General features: G+C 41.6%; 14 protein-coding genes and 3 tRNA genes. 9 read left to right on the top strand and 8 right to left on the bottom strand.

Translation table 11 applies throughout. The features are described 5' to 3' along the window. Nucleotides 1–48 precede the first annotated feature (48 nt). The 4 genes from KDU71_RS05425 to KDU71_RS05440 all read left to right on the top strand — a co-directional run bounded on the left by KDU71_RS05425 (nt 49) and on the right by KDU71_RS05440 (nt 3,938). Nucleotides 49–774, top strand: a complete 726-nt coding sequence (locus tag KDU71_RS05425) for a M48 family metallopeptidase (RefSeq protein ID WP_212188902.1) — start codon at nt 49–51, stop codon at nt 772–774. Nucleotide 775: 1 nt separating this feature from the next. After that, the gene (locus tag KDU71_RS05430; RefSeq protein WP_212188903.1) at nt 776–2,098 is read left to right on the top strand and encodes a deoxyguanosinetriphosphate triphosphohydrolase; all 1,323 of its coding nucleotides are present in this window, start codon (nt 776–778) and stop codon (nt 2,096–2,098) included. Nucleotides 2,099–2,253: 155 nt separating this feature from the next. Further along, complete coding sequence (locus KDU71_RS05435) at nt 2,254–2,430, top strand: hypothetical protein (protein WP_212188904.1); 177 nt, start codon at nt 2,254–2,256, stop codon at nt 2,428–2,430. Nucleotides 2,431–2,645: 215 nt separating this feature from the next. Beyond that, complete coding sequence (locus tag KDU71_RS05440; protein WP_212188905.1) at nt 2,646–3,938, top strand: tetratricopeptide repeat protein; 1,293 nt, start codon at nt 2,646–2,648, stop codon at nt 3,936–3,938. A gap of 57 nt (nt 3,939–3,995) precedes the next feature. On the opposite strand, the gene tpx is transcribed toward KDU71_RS05440, so the two are convergent. Together tpx and ccsA are read right to left on the bottom strand one after the other, a co-directional pair. Continuing rightward, on the bottom strand, nt 3,996–4,493 hold the full coding sequence (tpx, locus tag KDU71_RS05445; RefSeq protein WP_212188906.1) for a thiol peroxidase: 498 nt from the start codon (nt 4,491–4,493) through the stop codon (nt 3,996–3,998). Nucleotides 4,494–4,627: 134 nt separating this feature from the next. Continuing rightward, the gene (gene ccsA, locus KDU71_RS05450; protein WP_212188907.1) at nt 4,628–7,723 is read right to left on the bottom strand and encodes a cytochrome c biogenesis protein CcsA; all 3,096 of its coding nucleotides are present in this window, start codon (nt 7,721–7,723) and stop codon (nt 4,628–4,630) included. A gap of 228 nt (nt 7,724–7,951) precedes the next feature. Between ccsA and KDU71_RS05455 the strand changes: the two genes are divergently transcribed. From KDU71_RS05455 to KDU71_RS05470, 4 genes are all read left to right on the top strand, one after another. Beyond that, on the top strand, nt 7,952–9,505 hold the full coding sequence (locus tag KDU71_RS05455; RefSeq protein WP_212188908.1) for a methyl-accepting chemotaxis protein: 1,554 nt from the start codon (nt 7,952–7,954) through the stop codon (nt 9,503–9,505). 104 nt (nt 9,506–9,609) lie between these two features. Then, a complete protein-coding gene (locus tag KDU71_RS05460; RefSeq protein WP_212188909.1) occupies nt 9,610–10,830 on the top strand; it encodes a hypothetical protein in 1,221 nt (406 codons plus the stop codon). Between the two features lie 9 nt (nt 10,831–10,839). Continuing rightward, the gene (locus tag KDU71_RS05465; RefSeq protein ID WP_212188910.1) at nt 10,840–11,019 is read left to right on the top strand and encodes a hypothetical protein; all 180 of its coding nucleotides are present in this window, start codon (nt 10,840–10,842) and stop codon (nt 11,017–11,019) included. A 12-nt stretch (nt 11,020–11,031) separates the two neighbouring features. Continuing rightward, nucleotides 11,032–11,502 (top strand): DUF4268 domain-containing protein, encoded by a 471-nt coding sequence (locus KDU71_RS05470; RefSeq protein WP_212188911.1) that lies wholly within the window; start codon nt 11,032–11,034, stop codon nt 11,500–11,502. An 18-nt stretch (nt 11,503–11,520) separates the two neighbouring features. Here KDU71_RS05470 and KDU71_RS05475 read toward each other — a convergent pair whose 3' ends face one another. From KDU71_RS05475 to KDU71_RS05500, 6 genes are all read right to left on the bottom strand, one after another. Next, entirely contained in the window at nt 11,521–12,390 is an 870-nt protein-coding gene (locus KDU71_RS05475; RefSeq protein WP_212188912.1) for a hypothetical protein, read from the bottom strand. An 8-nt stretch (nt 12,391–12,398) separates the two neighbouring features. Then, nucleotides 12,399–13,097 carry a RadC family protein gene (gene radC / locus KDU71_RS05480; RefSeq protein WP_212188913.1) on the bottom strand — a complete coding sequence of 233 codons (699 nt, stop codon included), beginning with the start codon at nt 13,095–13,097 and terminating at the stop codon, nt 12,399–12,401. A 93-nt stretch (nt 13,098–13,190) separates the two neighbouring features. Then, a tRNA-Glu gene (locus KDU71_RS05485) sits at nt 13,191–13,262 on the bottom strand. A gap of 32 nt (nt 13,263–13,294) precedes the next feature. After that, a tRNA-Glu gene (locus KDU71_RS05490) sits at nt 13,295–13,366 on the bottom strand. An 11-nt stretch (nt 13,367–13,377) separates the two neighbouring features. Continuing rightward, the gene (rpsT, locus tag KDU71_RS05495; protein WP_212188914.1) at nt 13,378–13,629 is read right to left on the bottom strand and encodes a 30S ribosomal protein S20; all 252 of its coding nucleotides are present in this window, start codon (nt 13,627–13,629) and stop codon (nt 13,378–13,380) included. A 38-nt stretch (nt 13,630–13,667) separates the two neighbouring features. Continuing rightward, nucleotides 13,668–13,739, bottom strand: a tRNA-Glu gene (locus KDU71_RS05500). 373 nt (nt 13,740–14,112) lie between these two features. Here KDU71_RS05500 and metK point away from each other — a divergent pair. Continuing rightward, nucleotides 14,113–15,366 (top strand): methionine adenosyltransferase, encoded by a 1,254-nt coding sequence (gene metK, locus KDU71_RS05505; RefSeq protein ID WP_212188915.1) that lies wholly within the window; start codon nt 14,113–14,115, stop codon nt 15,364–15,366. The last annotated feature ends 37 nt before the right edge of the window (nt 15,367–15,403 follow it).

The raw sequence follows: 15,403 nt of genomic DNA on the forward strand, positions 1-15,403 counted from the left end.
CCGCACTATCACCTCTGTTTATTACTTTTACTGCCGAAAGGTAATAGTGTGAAAAACGAAGAACTGGTAAACATACCCGAAATAGGCGAAGTAAGCATTAGAATAAGTGCAAAAGCCAGGCGCATTAGTATACGGATGAAGCCCTTTGCACCTCCAACGCTCATCATACCTAAAGGAGCCAGCATACAGGAAGCCGTGCGCTTTTTACACGAGAAGCGTCAATGGGTGTTACAGCAACGCAGCAGACTTGAAGAAAAAGAACAGAACCTGACCATTTTTGATGAACAGACTCAGTTCAAGACCCGTTCGTTTGCTTTAAAAATAGAGCAGCATCAACAGCCCAAAGTACGCCTGCAATTACAAAATGGGTTACTACACATCTCTTATCCATCTCACCTGCCGGTTACATCACCCGAAATTCAGAAAACCATCCGATTTGGTATTGAGGAAGCCTTGAGGTTGGAGGCTAAGCGTTTTCTGCCGGGCCGATTAGCATGGCTGGCTCAGCAGCATCATATCAGCTTTCGCAATGTTACCATTAAGAACTTAAAAACGCGCTGGGGCTCATGCTCTACTACCAACAACATTAATCTCAATCTTCATTTAATGCGTTTGCCCGACCAACTGATAGATTATGTACTTTTGCATGAATTATGCCATGTACACGAGAAAAACCATGGCCCGCATTTCTGGGCACGGCTCGATATCATGTGCAAGGGCAAAGCACGTGAGCTGGATAAAGCCATGAAGGATTATCAAACAAAAATATATTAGCATGAACTGGGAGCAACTACTATCAACAATACGCACCGGACAAGAAAACCAAACGCAAATAAAACACGATCGCACCCAGTTTCAGCGCGATTATGATCGTCTTATTTTTTCGTCTCCTTTCAGACGACTGCAGGACAAAACACAGGTATTTCCATTACCCGGAAGTATTTTTGTACACAACCGCCTTACTCATAGCCTTGAAGTTGCCAGTGTGGGCCGTTCGCTGGGTAACAACATCGCTGCCCGATTAACGAAAGCTGGACATGGCAATCCTGAATTAGTGGCAGAGATTGGCTCTGTTGTGGCAGCCGCCTGCCTGGCGCACGACCTGGGCAACCCTCCATTTGGTCATTCGGGCGAAGCCGCTATTGGTCATTACTTTACCAATGGAGAAGGAAAGAAATTTAAGGCTGAACTAAGCCCTTCGCAATGGACAGATATAACCCGCTTTGAAGGTAATGCCAATGCGCTGCGTATGCTGACACATGCCTTTAAAGGACGACGCAAAGGTGGCTTTGCCATGACCTATACTACCATTGCGTCCATCATCAAATATCCTTATTCCTCAGGCGTTGGCCTTAAAAAATATGGCTATTTCCAGTCTGAATACGATACCTTTGAGCACATCGCCTCCACTTTGGGGCTTCAGCTATTAGACAGTGTAAAGGGGATTTATGCCCGTCACCCCCTGGTTTATCTGGTTGAAGCAGCCGATGATATTTGCTACCAGGTAATGGATATAGAAGATGCCCATAAGCTTAAAATCCTCTCATACGAAGAGACATATGATTTGCTAACCGGCTTTTTTGACAAGGACCAGGAGGCCGAGGAGTTTAAAAAGATAGCCAGTGTTTTTGAGGAGGTTACTGATCTAAATGAGCGCATGGCCTTTCTGCGGGCTAAAGTAATTGGCAAATTGGTAGGCCAATGCACCGAAATATTTTGGAATAACCATGCAAACATCCTCAATGGTACTTTTGAAAAAGGCTTGATCGACCACCTGAGCGGCCATGAACGTGAAGCTATGGAAACCTGCCAGACAACAGCCTACACGCGTATCTACAAACACCCTTCAGTCGTTGAAATTGAAATAGCCGGTTACCGCATACTTGGCACACTGCTCGAAGAATTTATCAAGGCGGTCACCAATCCCAACGACTTCTATTCAAAAATGCTTTTACCCTTTATTCCTGAACAATTCAGATGCGAAACCGATACTCCATTGTATGATAAAATCCAGTCAGTCCTTGACTTTATCTCAGGAATGACCGACGTGTATGCATTGGATTTATACAAAAAAATCAGCGGCATAGGTTTAAAATAGAGAGCGTTGTAATAAGTCCAGCTTTTTCCCTACAAAAGTGGCGTTTGAACTTTTTGGAGCATTCATTGAGCGAAACGGGATTTTAGAACTTGCAGATTCACAGCATCTTTGTCATGTAATAATTAACAAAGTATAATCAATTAAATGTTTGAGTCATGAAAGCATTAAAATCAATTTTCGCTGTAAGTCTTTTTATTGTAGGTTTAAGTTTAACGTCATGCAGTAGCGATGACAAGTACGTTGATCCAGATGGACCATCTGTTGAGAATCCTATCTGGACGGAGAAACCAGAACATTTACCAGAAGGGGAAGCTGTTCAGCCACTTCCATAAGTAAAATGAATACCCTGAGTCGATATTCGTGACTCCGTATATACTCGAAGGTTGCCGGCCGTAATGGTTTGCAACCTTTTTGTTTATCATTAACACGCCTTTAAAAAAGTGGACTCTTTACTTTATTGCTAAGGGATAAGTGACTATAAATTCTATTTTACATTTGTTATTCAACTAACTTTTTAGTTATATTTGAATGATAAAATGATAAAATCATGATCCTTAAACCCAAATTCTTTATTGCAGCTCTCTTTTTGTGCGCCTTACAAGTTAGTATTAATGCACAAGTTTCCCCCCACCTCCTGCTGGCCGAAGGACAATACGACGCTCTAATTAAACAGCTCGAACCAAAATCCCAAAGTCTGGATTTTCCGGACTCCTATTACCTGGCGCTAGCCTATCAACAGCTAGGCTTCCCTAATAAGGCTATTCAATGCTTAACAAATACAACTGCTACACTCAATTCACAGCAGCTTGACCTACTCTGCCGTTGCTACCTCAGCACAGGCGACTACACTAAAGCACTGCCCATCATTAAAAAAACCTATCAGCAAACCCCTGCAAATACTGTTAATTTACTGCGATATGCTGAAGTTAACCACTTCTATAAAGAATATGAAGCGAACGTTGAGCTATTACAAGAATATACTCAGCAAGATTCCAGTAACTACAACATCAACCTGTTTCTGGCTGAGTCGTATGAAAAAACCAAGCAAACCAGTCATGCCATTACCACTTATCAAATGATATTGCAGGCTCACCCCAATAATCAGAAGGTGGCATTAAAACTGGCCAACCTTTACTATAGCGATAAGCAATATGTAGAATGCCACGACTTGTGTATGCCTTATATTGAACGTTTGGAGAACAACAAAAACTTCCTGCTGCTTGCAGGCATGGCCAATTTTAAAAATGGCTCAAACCATAATGTGATGGTCATGTTCAAGCGCCTGGAAGCACAGGGCGACAGTTCATTTCTGACTAAAAAACATTTGGGCATAGCATCGTACCGGCTCGAAAATTTTGATAATGCAACCAGTTACCTGAAGTCAGCCATTAAATTAAAAGATGATGATCCTGAAGTTGCCTTCTTTTTAGGTGCTTCATTGGGGCAATCCAATCAGCCACTTGATGGTAAACTTTTTCTGTTGATAGCCCAGGAGTTAATTAAACCTTCACCTGTGTTAATGGAAAAAACCAACCTGAAACTGGCCATGATGCATTTTGATACCGGACACTATCAAATGGCCATCAATTACTACAATAAAGCTTATATCTATGCACCTTCCAATCACCAATACCTGTATCGTCAGGCATCGATATATGACTACCAGCTGAAGGATCCTGATAAGGCCAAAGAGCTATATCAGCATTTTATTGATGCTCTGCCTGAAGACCTCAATCCGAAAAAAGGCAATGAATTATATGCCATCAAACTCAAAAAAGTAGCCAGCAACCGACTCAACAATCTTATTGAAGAAGACTTCTTTAAAAATGGCATCAACTAAATAAGGCTGCTCTTTCGGGCAGCCTTATTCAACTCGAGAGTAAAACTAAACAACTAATTATAATGCTTTTAAAGCAGCCTCATAGTCAGGTTCGTTAACGATATCATCTACCTGCTCACTATGGGTTACTTTTCCGTTTTCGTCTACTACTACAACTGCACGTGACAATAAACCAGCCAAAGGTCCGTCTACCATCTTAACGCCATAATTCTGGCTGAATACTTCATCTTTATATTCAGATAATGAGACTACATCATCCAGTCCTTCAGCTCCACAGAAACGTGCATGTGCAAAAGGCAAGTCGCGCGAGACGCATAAAACAACCGTGTTGTCCTGCTTTGAGGCTTCGGCATTGAAACGACGCACTGACGCCGCACAAACACCTGTATCAACACTTGGGAATATATTCAATACAACTTTTTTGCCTTTGTAATCAGATAAAGACACTTCACCCAAATCAGTTTTTACCAGCGAGAAATCTGGTGCCTCTGCTCCTACTCTTGGAAGATCGCCTGCTGTACTAACTGGCGAACCTTTAAATGTTATTTTTGCCATTTTGTTCTATAATTTTGTTATGATTCCTAAACAACGTGTTCGAATAGATTGTTTGCTGAAAATTCAAAAAAAATGACTGATAACCAAAATGTCATCAGTCATTTCAATGATAATGTTATACTTAGTCAGTCTTCCTAATCACTATTTTTTTCGGCCTTGATAGCCTTTTGCACCTTCGCTTCGTTGTAGTAGGCAAAGAAGGATACTACCCCCACTACGACAATGGTATAGTAAACAAATGCAGGTATTGGCACCGGATCTCCTTTGGCATACGAATGCATACCTGCCAGGTAGTAGTTAACGCCAAGATAAGTCATAACCACCGAGCTAAAACCTATTACAGACCAGAAGTTGAAAGTGGTTAATCCACGCATACCAGGGATAAAGCGCATGTGCACAATAAACGCATATACTAATATGGTAACTGCCGACCAGGTTTCTTTTGGATCCCAGCCCCAATAGCGTCCCCACGACTCGTTAGCCCACACGCCGCCTAAAAAGGCACCGATAGTTAGCAGGTACAGTCCCACCGTCATACTCATCTCACTGATGGCTGATAGCTCTTCAATTGTGAGCGAAAAGGCTTTATTGTTCTTTGGTGATTTAACACCGAATAATATCAAATTCAGGAATCCCAATAATGCACCCAAAGCCAGGAAGCCATAACTGGCAACAATAATGGCCACGTGGATGGTTAACCAGTATGACTTCAGAACCGGCACCAGGTTGGTAATTTCTGGGTTCATCCAACTAAGGTGAGCCACCATCAGGATAATACCTGCAAAAAATGAGGTGACCGATAGAGCTATTGGACTTTGTTTGCTGAATAATAAACCTGCCAGCAAGGTACTCCACCCAATATACAACATCGACTCATAGCCATTACTCCAGGGTGCATGCCCTGATATATACCAGCGAATGGCTAATCCTGCTGTGTAGAATACAAAGGCCAGTATAATAAGAATTAATCCTCCCCGTAATATCCATTTAAACTGCCACTTAGGATTCACCAGTTTCACTAACTGGAAGAACAACAAAATCAGTCCCAATACTAAAAAGTATGGCATTAAACTCATAAATAACGAGCTGTTGTTGTAGAAAATCTCAATGCTCTTCTTGGCTTCAGAGGGCAGAATATCCTCACCATATTTAATCTGGTAATTGGCAATAGCTGTGATGTAACTTTGTTCATCTGCCTTATTGCCAGAACTAATGGCTTCCAGGTACATGCCGAATAAATTGCGAACCAGCAAACTATCTTCGTGCGTGAACCCTTCTGATTTGGATCCGGGAATCAGCCATGGCTCATGAGAGTCAGTAGGCTGTGGGAATAACTTCAGGAAACTACCCATTCGCGACATATAGAACACATTAATCTGCTCATCCACCTTTACGGCCTCTTGTTCCAGTTTATTCCGATAGGCCGGGCGCTTTCGATAAGAATCTTCGACTAGTTTACGTATTTTATACTCGCCTTTTGGCGTAAAAAAGTCCTGAAACGTTGCCTTCTTACCACTTATCTGCAACTGACTTTTCAGCTCATCGTGCTTAACGGTAATCATCGGCACAGTTTGCCAATACGCAGGATCAATCATCATACTTAGCACCACCCTGTCTGCCGACCAGCCTTTAAAGGTATGGTGCTTGGCCAGCTTGCGCACAACTTCACTGTTAAGGGTATTAAGTGGCTTTATTCTTCCTCCATTATCTTGCACCCACAATTGTCCAAAGGCATCAGCCGTTTCCTGACTGATATTATGCGGAGGATTTAATTCATTGGCATAAACCGCTGAACCAATGAAAAGAGCCAGGAATACAGCCAGGGTTTGTTTTTTCTTATAGATTTCAGAGGTACGCTTAATTAGCTGACGGAAACGCGTGTTAGGCGCTATTAATGCGGCAAACATGCCCAGGGTTAACAATAAGTAACCTGCATAAGTCAATAGCGTGCCCCACCAATCGCGGTTAACGGATAGCACTGTGCCTTTTTCATCCATATCATACGACGATTGGAAGAATCGATAGCCATGATAGTTTAAAATATTATTCATAAAAATGCGTCTATCCTCTTTAAGGCCGGTGCGCTCATCCATCAGGGTTACTTCAGAAGCAAATGAACTAGGGCTTTCACTGCCAGGGTACCTGTCGAGCTCAAACTTATTCAGATGCAAGGAGAACGGTATATGTATATTCTTAGCACCATAGGTCACAGTAAATTTAACACCATCAATTTCTTCGGTATATGGTTTGCCCAACACATCTTTCTGTCCAAAAACAAAGAAGTCTTTTCGCTTATCGCCCAATTCTGCCACGAACTTGATGGCATCGGGTAAGCCTCGCCCCTGATTGCCTTCAACAGAAACTGGTTCAATTACCGCACTCTCAACAAAACTGGATAGCACCATACGTAAATCGGCCACACTATACAATACCCCATTAAACAACTGATGAACTGAATCGGCAGCAAAAGTCTGACTAGTACCTGTTTGCATCTGCATCATACTAGCATCAACCGATGGTTTGTAATAAGGTATGCCATCTGCCACACTCAAAACAATAGTTTGTCCGTCTTCCTTTACAGGATTAAATGCAATTCGATGATTCCCCACCTGAACTTCATCACCTTCAAATAATGAAAACTCCTGACGCCCTGATGCTGCCGAAAGTACTAGGTTGATGGATGGTTTGCCACCTGGCTTTTCAACCGACCGTGACATAGCCTGCGGAATATACAAATCACTTCTCAGCTTCAATTTTCCTTTAGGTGTTGAGAAAGACGCTGTATATTCATGTGGGCTGACAATAGAATAAAGTACATGTTCTTCATCCTCCTTCTCATAAGCATCAGCCGTTACCTTGACATTAACAAACTGGTCACTGGATAAAATGGTGCTCGATTCTTCACCTTCACGAATGTGCATCATTCCCTCATATCCGGCATAACGCGTTATGGCGGCCCCAACTATTATCAATAAAAAAGACAAGTGAAAAACCAAAGCCGGCAGTTTTTTTAAACTAAAGCTTTTGAACTTTAGCAGGTTGCCAACCATGTTAATAGCCAATAGCACAAACACCAATTCGAACCACCAGGCATTATAAACCAAAGCTTTAGATGCGTTGGTTCCAAAATCATTTTCAATAAATGTAGCGACGCCTAATACAGCACCCAGAAATAGCAATAAACTACCCATCAGCCAATAGGCAGTCAGGAACTCAATTAGTTTTTTCATATTTTATTAATTGGATTTTCAATCATTAACTTTTCTAACTCGCAAAACGACTTCAAAATAGTAAATAAGACCAATAAATCTGAAATTTATTTAATTATTTTTTACATCACGTCGTTATTTCTATAACCGCTTATTTAGGAGTTTTCTAAACTGAAATGTTTTGTCAAAAATCATAACCTTTTATGTGCAGGTGCCGTAAAGTTGCACTGGGAATATAACAAGGATAAAATGAAACTAACAACCAAAATCATCGTCTTCTCGGTGACAATGCTATTGGTATTGGCCATGTCAATAGCCATACCTTCTATTTACATTAATTACAAGTCGCAACAGCAAGAGCTAGTCAGGCTGGAAGCAATGATGCGCAATGACTTTGATGGACTGATTAAGCATGAGGTAGAAACCGTCATCAGCCTGTTGAATAGCATCAAAAATGAAGTTGAAAACGATAGCCTGTCAGAAGAAGAGGCCACATTATTGGCAGCTAACATTATACGGCAATTACGGTACGGTGACGATGGCTATTTCTGGGTGGATACTAAAGAAGGTATCAATGTAGTACTTTTAGGTAAATCAGAGGTAGAAGGTAAAAGCCGATGGAGTCTTCAGGATGCCAAAGGGAATAATATGATACAGGACATCATCAATTCTGCTATCAATGGAGATGGCTATACCGAATACTGGTTTCCGCGCCCCGGCGAAACTGAAGCGGCGCCTAAACGTAGCTACTCGGCCTATTTTGAGCCCTTTGACTGGGTTGTTGGTACGGGTAACTATATTGATGACATTGATAAAGCCATTGAAACGGAAAGAATCGATCGCCTGAATCAGCTTAAAAAAGCAATTCTCACTGATATCCTGATTGTAGTTGGTGTATTAGTGCTTTTTTCAGTAATTATCATTGTTATTGGACGAAGATTTGCTGCCAAGTTAGTAACACTATCTAAAGCCACTGAGGAGATTGCAGGAGGTAATCTGATGATTAACGTATCCAAAACAGACAATGACGAGATTGGTGTGTTACAAGCCTCTATCCAGCAAACGATTAATAAGCTTAAAGAAATTATGGGCGAGATAATCGAGGGCTCGGGCAATGTACTGGCAGCGAGCGAACAAATGGCTCAATCGGCCGAACACATCTCCAACGGGGCTACATCACAAGCGGCCTCCACCGAAGAAATATCATCGTCCGTGGAAGAGATGGTATCAAATATTCAATCTAATGCCAACAATGCAAGTCGTACCGAAATAACAGCTGGTAAAGCAGAAAAAGGAATCAATCAGCTGCAGGAGACTGTAAAAAAGAACCTGGAAGCCATGCAAAGTATCACTTCAAAAGTGGCTGTCATCAAAGAAATAGCCGTGCAAACCAACCTGCTGGCACTGAATGCTTCGGTTGAAGCAGCTCGTGCTGGAGAAGCTGGCCGTGGTTTTTCGGTAGTAGCAGGTGAAGTGCGCAAGCTATCGGAAGTAACACAAACTGCTGCAGGCGAAATTGATGATTTATCAGTCAACAGCCTCGAGATTGCTGAAAAATCATGGCAGGCCATGGAAGAGTTATTGCCCGAGATAGCCAATATCATCCAGATGATTCGAGAGATCCTGGCTTCGAGCAAGGAACAGGAAGCTGGTGCCAATCATATCAACAGCGCCATTCAGTCGTTAGTCAGCATTACTTCTGAGTATTCGGCATCATCTGAGGAAATGGCCTCCAGCTCCGAAGAGCTGTCACGCCAGTCTGAGGTATTAAACGAAAGTATCTCATTTTTTAAAATTAAGTAATATAAGTCATAGATATATGGCCATAAGAGGTTTGCACAGCTACAAGCTTTTTTGTTGCTTTGCAACGTTTTTCACAAAGAACTAAGGAAGATAAGAAATACGTAATGAAAAAAATTCTCTCTATACTAACTGCTGTAATTATTAGCTCGTTAGTAATCGCTCAGGAAGAAACCAAACCGTTTAAAGTTGAGATACATGGCTTTGTTGGTGTTAACGCTTTTATGGACACTCGACAAAGTGTGATTGCCCGAAACGGAAACATCTACCTGTTTCCCAAACCTGCTGATCTGGATGAAGGGGGTAATGATATAAATAAAAATGCAGCCTATGATATAGATGCGGCCTATAGCCGTTTTAACATTGGTGTATCAGGTCCCGACATGTTTGGCGCCAAAAGTTTCGCATTTATGGAAGGTGACTTTTTGGGTGACCGCTCAGGTTCGCAGGATGTATACTTCCGTTTACGCCATGCTTTTATTCGCCTAAACTGGGATAACACAAGCTTATTATTTGGACAGTACTGGCATCCGCTGTTTATCACCGAGAATTTTGCCAGCACAGTTAATCTGAGTTGTGGCACACCATACCACCCACTTAACCGCCAACCTATGATACGTGTTGGACATCAGCTAACTGATAAACTGGAAGTTATTGGATTTTTAATGTCGCAGAATGACTTCCTGGATAAAGGCATGGTTAAAGCAGCTGAAAACTCGCTTCGCCCCGAAGCTACACTGCAGTTTAAGTACAAAACAAACGGATTCTTTGCCGCCTTTACCGGGGGCTTGAAAGCCTTACGCCCGGCGCTAAAAGATCCAAACACCAACATCGAAACAAAGGAGTTGGCCAAAGGCCATTATGTTGCCGGTTCAGTTAAGAAAGATTTCGGTGCTGTTACCTTCAAAACAGAAGCTTTGTATACAGCAGGCATGTCAAATATTGTGATGCTGGGTGGTTTTGCCGAGAAAGCTAATGCTACTCCTGAACGCGAGTATACGGCTATTAAGAACTTTTCATTCTGGGCCGATTTGGAATCAAATGCTAAGAAAGTAAAGCCAGGCATCCTGGTTGGTTATACCGAAAACCTGGGTGCACTTGATAAGGCAACGCCTTTGGCCGGATACAATCTGGGCGGAGATATCGCCAACATGTATTCGATTATTCCTCGTGTGAAATTTATGGCCAGTCCTAAAATTTGGTTTGGCCTTGAATGGATGTATGTGGTGGCTGCCTATGGCAATGACTACGATGAGTATGCCAAGCCTGTTGACACCACCGACTATACAAATAACCGCCTGACAGCCAGCATGCGTTACACCTTCTAATCCTATAAGATGAAACAAAAACTAGCAGTTATAGCCATACTGATGATTATTGCCGGCTTTGGCATGATTCATAGCACAAAAGGCACTATGGAGATAGTAAGTCTGTTATTGATTGGCACAGGTGCTGCATATCTGTTATTTTTGTTGCTTGTTAATAAAAAGAATAACAACCTATCTGACGAGGATTAAACATTAACAGGCATGTTTTCAAAAGAGGAAGCTAAACAAATCAGGCAATTATTCTGGCACAAGTTGGAAAATCGCACCCGACGTATACCCGGCCAAAAAGGAAAAAAAATCAAATGGCTATTTGATGATACAGGTATCAAAGGGGTGGATTTACGCTTTGATATCAATCGCGAGCGGGCAATTGTGGCCTTGGAAATAAACCATCGCTCAGAAGAACGCCGATTAAAGCTTTACGAGAAACTTGAGGCTTGTAAAAGCATATTTGAGTCAACATATGGTGGCACATTAGAGTGGGACTATTTATATACAAAGGATGAAGGAAGAGACGTATGCCGTGTATATGAAGAACTTGCTCCGGCCGATCTGTACCAACAGGAACAATGGCCCGATGTTATGAAATTTATGATTGACCGGATGATACGATTGGAAAAAGCATTTCTGGAAGTAAAAGATTTCCTTTTACACGATGAGCTTGGGCAATAATATCTTAATAACAAAATACTAAAGGTCTATCCATTGCGATAGACCTTTTTTGTAGCCCAAACAGATATGTTCTGTTGATGCGAAACTTGTACCGATGTTATTGTTGCAGAAAGGAAACTCAAGTGTAAGATTTGACGCCGAATTATTCTTAATAATATGGTAAACGATAGCCTTTACGCCAATATTATCAACCTCTGATGAAGTACAATGCAGTAAAATGAGGCTAGTCTTTGACTTCAGAAGAAAAGCCCCTGCCATCATCTGGTTATGGGCATCATAGGCTGCATATAAACCCGCACTTTTATACCTCAACGCATAAGGTATGAGTTTCGTAAGTAAACGATGTATAAATGAACTCAGTTGCTTATTGGCCTTAGCAAACATGAGGTAGCTACTTACATCTAATGCTCTCACCACCGTCAATTGTTTACTGTCGTATAGCTCCATAACTTGAACCATTTCCTTACTAAAACTGCTTTTTATACGCTCAACATCACTTATCAGATCCAATACGACATACCGAAATTCATATTTCTTTTTTGCCATACCACTGGGCAGCTTATTGTGCGCATTCATCACCAGATGAATATTCGCATAAGGAATCGCTTTCATCATTTGACGATAAACACCAAAATCGATAGGCACCTTATTGACAATACCAATATAGGGTACTATCTCAGGCCGATAAACATGTTTAATACCCAAAGTTCGTTTTACAGGAATTGGCAAAACGGCGTCGTAATCATCTGCCACAATTGCTTCCCATTCTGGGCATATCAAATCAAGCAACCAAACGTGCGCAAACACATTGCCATTGGAAGCAGTCTGAACACATTCCTTCCAGCGTACTTCATCAATCTTCTCACGTTTTAACAGACGAATATTCATACAATTTTTTATATCATGCCTTCATCGGCATAACTAAAATAACTCCCATCGGTAACAATGATATGGTCCAATACCGGAATATCCATAATACGGCCTGCTTCGCTCATCTTTTTCGTCACCTTGGTATCTGCATCGCTGGGCTGCACATTACCACTTGGATGATTATGACATAAAACGATGGATGATGCCAGGTGATCAATGGCCGATTTAAGAATGAGGCGAACATCGATCACAGTACCTGATAGACCTCCCTGGCTCACTTTGTTTTTTGCTATCACCTGGTTTGAACGATTCAGCATAAGCACCCAAAACTCCTCGTGGTGTATGTCGCCTAATATAGGTTGGAAAATATTACTCACATCTTTACTACAACTTATCTTTGGCCTCGTCTCAGTTTCCTGCAGTTTGCGGCGTCGCCCCAGCTCAAGAGAGGCCACAATACTTATGGCCTTCGCTTCGCCAATGCCGTGATAACCGGTCTTTAAATCATTAACTGACTTTTTGCCGAGCGTATGCAGATTATTCTTGCAGTCGCGTAAAATTTTTTTCGATAATTCAACGGCACTTTCCCTGGCACTACCCGAGCCAATTAAAATAGCTAACAATTCGGCATCTGATAACGAAGCAAGTCCTTTACTGATAAGTTTCTCCCGGGGACGATCCTCCAGGGCCCATTCTTTAATGCTGAGGTGTTGATAGGTCTCCATCTTTTTTCTTTTATGAGAAAAAGATAAAGAGGCTATATGAGAAAGTAAATATGCAGATACTAAAAAAGCCCTCCATATTGGAGAGCCCTTGTGCAGTCCCTAGGAGAATCGAACTCCTGTTTCAAGGATGAAAACCTTGCGTCCTAACCACTAGACGAAGGGACCCTATGGCCTTTTTTAGGCTATAAAGTTATATGCAGTCCCTAGGAGAATCGAACTCCTGTTTCAAGGATGAAAACCTTGCGTCCTAACCACTAGACGAAGGGACCTTAAGCAGCTATTAAAGTGTGTTAACGTGCTTAGTTAACTTTGACTTTAAGTTTGCAGCCTTATTCTTATGAATAATATTTTTCTTTGCAAGCTTATCAAGCATTGAAGCTACTTTTGGAAGCAATTCCTGAGCTGCTTCTTTTTCAGATGTACCTCTCAATGTTTTCACAGCATTACGAGCAGTTTTTGCATAGTATTTGTTGTGAAGTCTTCTCTTCTGTATCTGACGAATTCGCTTTTTCGCTGATTGATGATTTGCCATCGTACTACAATTAAAAATTGTTAATCTTTTTATTTTCGCAGTCCCTAGGAGAATCGAACTCCTGTTTCAAGGATGAAAACCTTGCGTCCTAACCACTAGACGAAGGGACCTTATTGCCTCTGGACCTTGTTGTTTGTCTCAAATGCGGATGCAAAGATATATCAAATTAAAATCCCTCCAAATTTTTTTTACAAAAAACATCGAAAAATTTACACCTCACCATCCGACACACCTTCTTCAATATTCACTAACTGTTAGTTACATGATTTTATGATTCTAATCAGGACATTTAACTCTTATTTTATTTGCAAACGATTTTATAAATGTGTTATTTTGCAGCAGTGAAAAGTGGAAGGATTTGGCTGATTGCAACCACTTAAAAAAAGTGCTAAAACGCAAAACTCGTTTGTACTTCCCCCTTTTCACATATCAATTAGTTTTAATGTACATCTGTATACTATACAGACTTTATTTTTAAATGATATGGGATATTTATTTACATCAGAATCCGTTTCTGAAGGACATCCAGACAAAGTAGCAGATCAAATCTCAGATGCGTTACTTGACAATTTTTTGGCATTTGACCCCAACTCGAAAGTAGCTTGCGAAACCTTGGTGACAACTGGCCAGGTAGTATTGGCAGGTGAAGTACACTCTAAACACTATGTTGATGTGCAGGAAGTGGCTCGTAGCGTAATTAATCGCATTGGATACACCAAAAGCGAATACCGTTTTGATGGCGACTCTTGTGGTGTATTATCAGCTATCCACGAACAATCAGCTGATATCAACCAGGGCGTAGACCGGGCAGAAAAAATGGAGCAAGGTGCCGGCGACCAGGGAATGATGTTTGGTTATGCATCAAAAGAAACAGACGACTATATGCCAATCTCACTGGAGCTGTCGCATCGCTTGCTAATTGATATGGCCGACATTCGCCGAGGCGGTAAAGAAATGACCTATTTGCGCCCTGATTCGAAAAGCCAGGTAACCATTGAATATGGTGACGACAACCAACCAAAGCGCGTACACACCATTGTAGTATCCACGCAGCACGATGAATTTGACGAAGATGAACCAATGTTGGCTAAGATTAAGGATGATGTGCGTAATATTTTAATACCACTCACCATTTCTAAGTTGCCTGCACGTGTACAAGCTCTCTTCGATGATGATTATATTTTACATGTTAATCCAACGGGTAAGTTTGTGATTGGTGGACCTCATGGTGACACCGGCCTGACTGGCCGTAAGATAATTGTAGACACATACGGTGGTAAAGGAGCACACGGCGGTGGTGCTTTCTCAGGAAAAGATCCGAGTAAAGTAGACCGTTCAGCAGCTTATGCATCGCGTCATATGGCTAAGAACATGGTAGCTGCAGGTTTGGCCGATGAAGTACTGGTACAGCTTTCATATGCTATCGGTGTTGCTCAGCCTGTGGGTGTTTTTGTTGATACTTATGGAACATCTAAGGTAACAATGAGCGATGGCGAAATTGCCATTAAAATAGCCGAAGTATTTGACCTGCGCCCTGCGGCAATCGAAGAACGTTTAAAACTACGTCACCCGATGTATGAAGAAACAGCCGCTTACGGACACATGGGACGTACTCCACGAACCGTTAAGAAGGTGTTTGAATCACCCTATTTTGGTAGTAAAGAAATGGAGGTGGAATTATTTACCTGGGAAAAGCTGGATTATGTAGATGTTATTAAAGATGCCTTTAAACTTTAAAATATTCTGCTTTTAGATACTAATAAAGGCCTTAAGT

The organism is Carboxylicivirga sediminis (assembly GCF_018156225.1).
Classification (GTDB): Bacteria; Bacteroidota; Bacteroidia; order Bacteroidales; family Marinilabiliaceae; genus Carboxylicivirga; species Carboxylicivirga sediminis.

Coding starts and splice junctions, on each gene's coding strand:
- KDU71_RS05430 (WP_212188903.1), top strand. CDS start 776: ATGAACTGGGAGCAACTACTATCAACAATACGCACCGGACAAGAAAAC.
- KDU71_RS05435 (WP_212188904.1), top strand. CDS start 2,254: ATGAAAGCATTAAAATCAATTTTCGCTGTAAGTCTTTTTATTGTAGGT.
- KDU71_RS05440 (WP_212188905.1), top strand. CDS start 2,646: ATGATCCTTAAACCCAAATTCTTTATTGCAGCTCTCTTTTTGTGCGCC.
- tpx (WP_212188906.1), bottom strand. CDS start 4,493: ATGGCAAAAATAACATTTAAAGGTTCGCCAGTTAGTACAGCAGGCGAT.
- ccsA (WP_212188907.1), bottom strand. CDS start 7,723: ATGAAAAAACTAATTGAGTTCCTGACTGCCTATTGGCTGATGGGTAGT.
- KDU71_RS05455 (WP_212188908.1), top strand. CDS start 7,952: ATGAAACTAACAACCAAAATCATCGTCTTCTCGGTGACAATGCTATTG.
- KDU71_RS05460 (WP_212188909.1), top strand. CDS start 9,610: ATGAAAAAAATTCTCTCTATACTAACTGCTGTAATTATTAGCTCGTTA.
- KDU71_RS05465 (WP_212188910.1), top strand. CDS start 10,840: ATGAAACAAAAACTAGCAGTTATAGCCATACTGATGATTATTGCCGGC.
- KDU71_RS05470 (WP_212188911.1), top strand. CDS start 11,032: ATGTTTTCAAAAGAGGAAGCTAAACAAATCAGGCAATTATTCTGGCAC.
- KDU71_RS05475 (WP_212188912.1), bottom strand. CDS start 12,390: ATGAATATTCGTCTGTTAAAACGTGAGAAGATTGATGAAGTACGCTGG.
- radC (WP_212188913.1), bottom strand. CDS start 13,097: ATGGAGACCTATCAACACCTCAGCATTAAAGAATGGGCCCTGGAGGAT.
- rpsT (WP_212188914.1), bottom strand. CDS start 13,629: ATGGCAAATCATCAATCAGCGAAAAAGCGAATTCGTCAGATACAGAAG.
- metK (WP_212188915.1), top strand. CDS start 14,113: ATGGGATATTTATTTACATCAGAATCCGTTTCTGAAGGACATCCAGAC.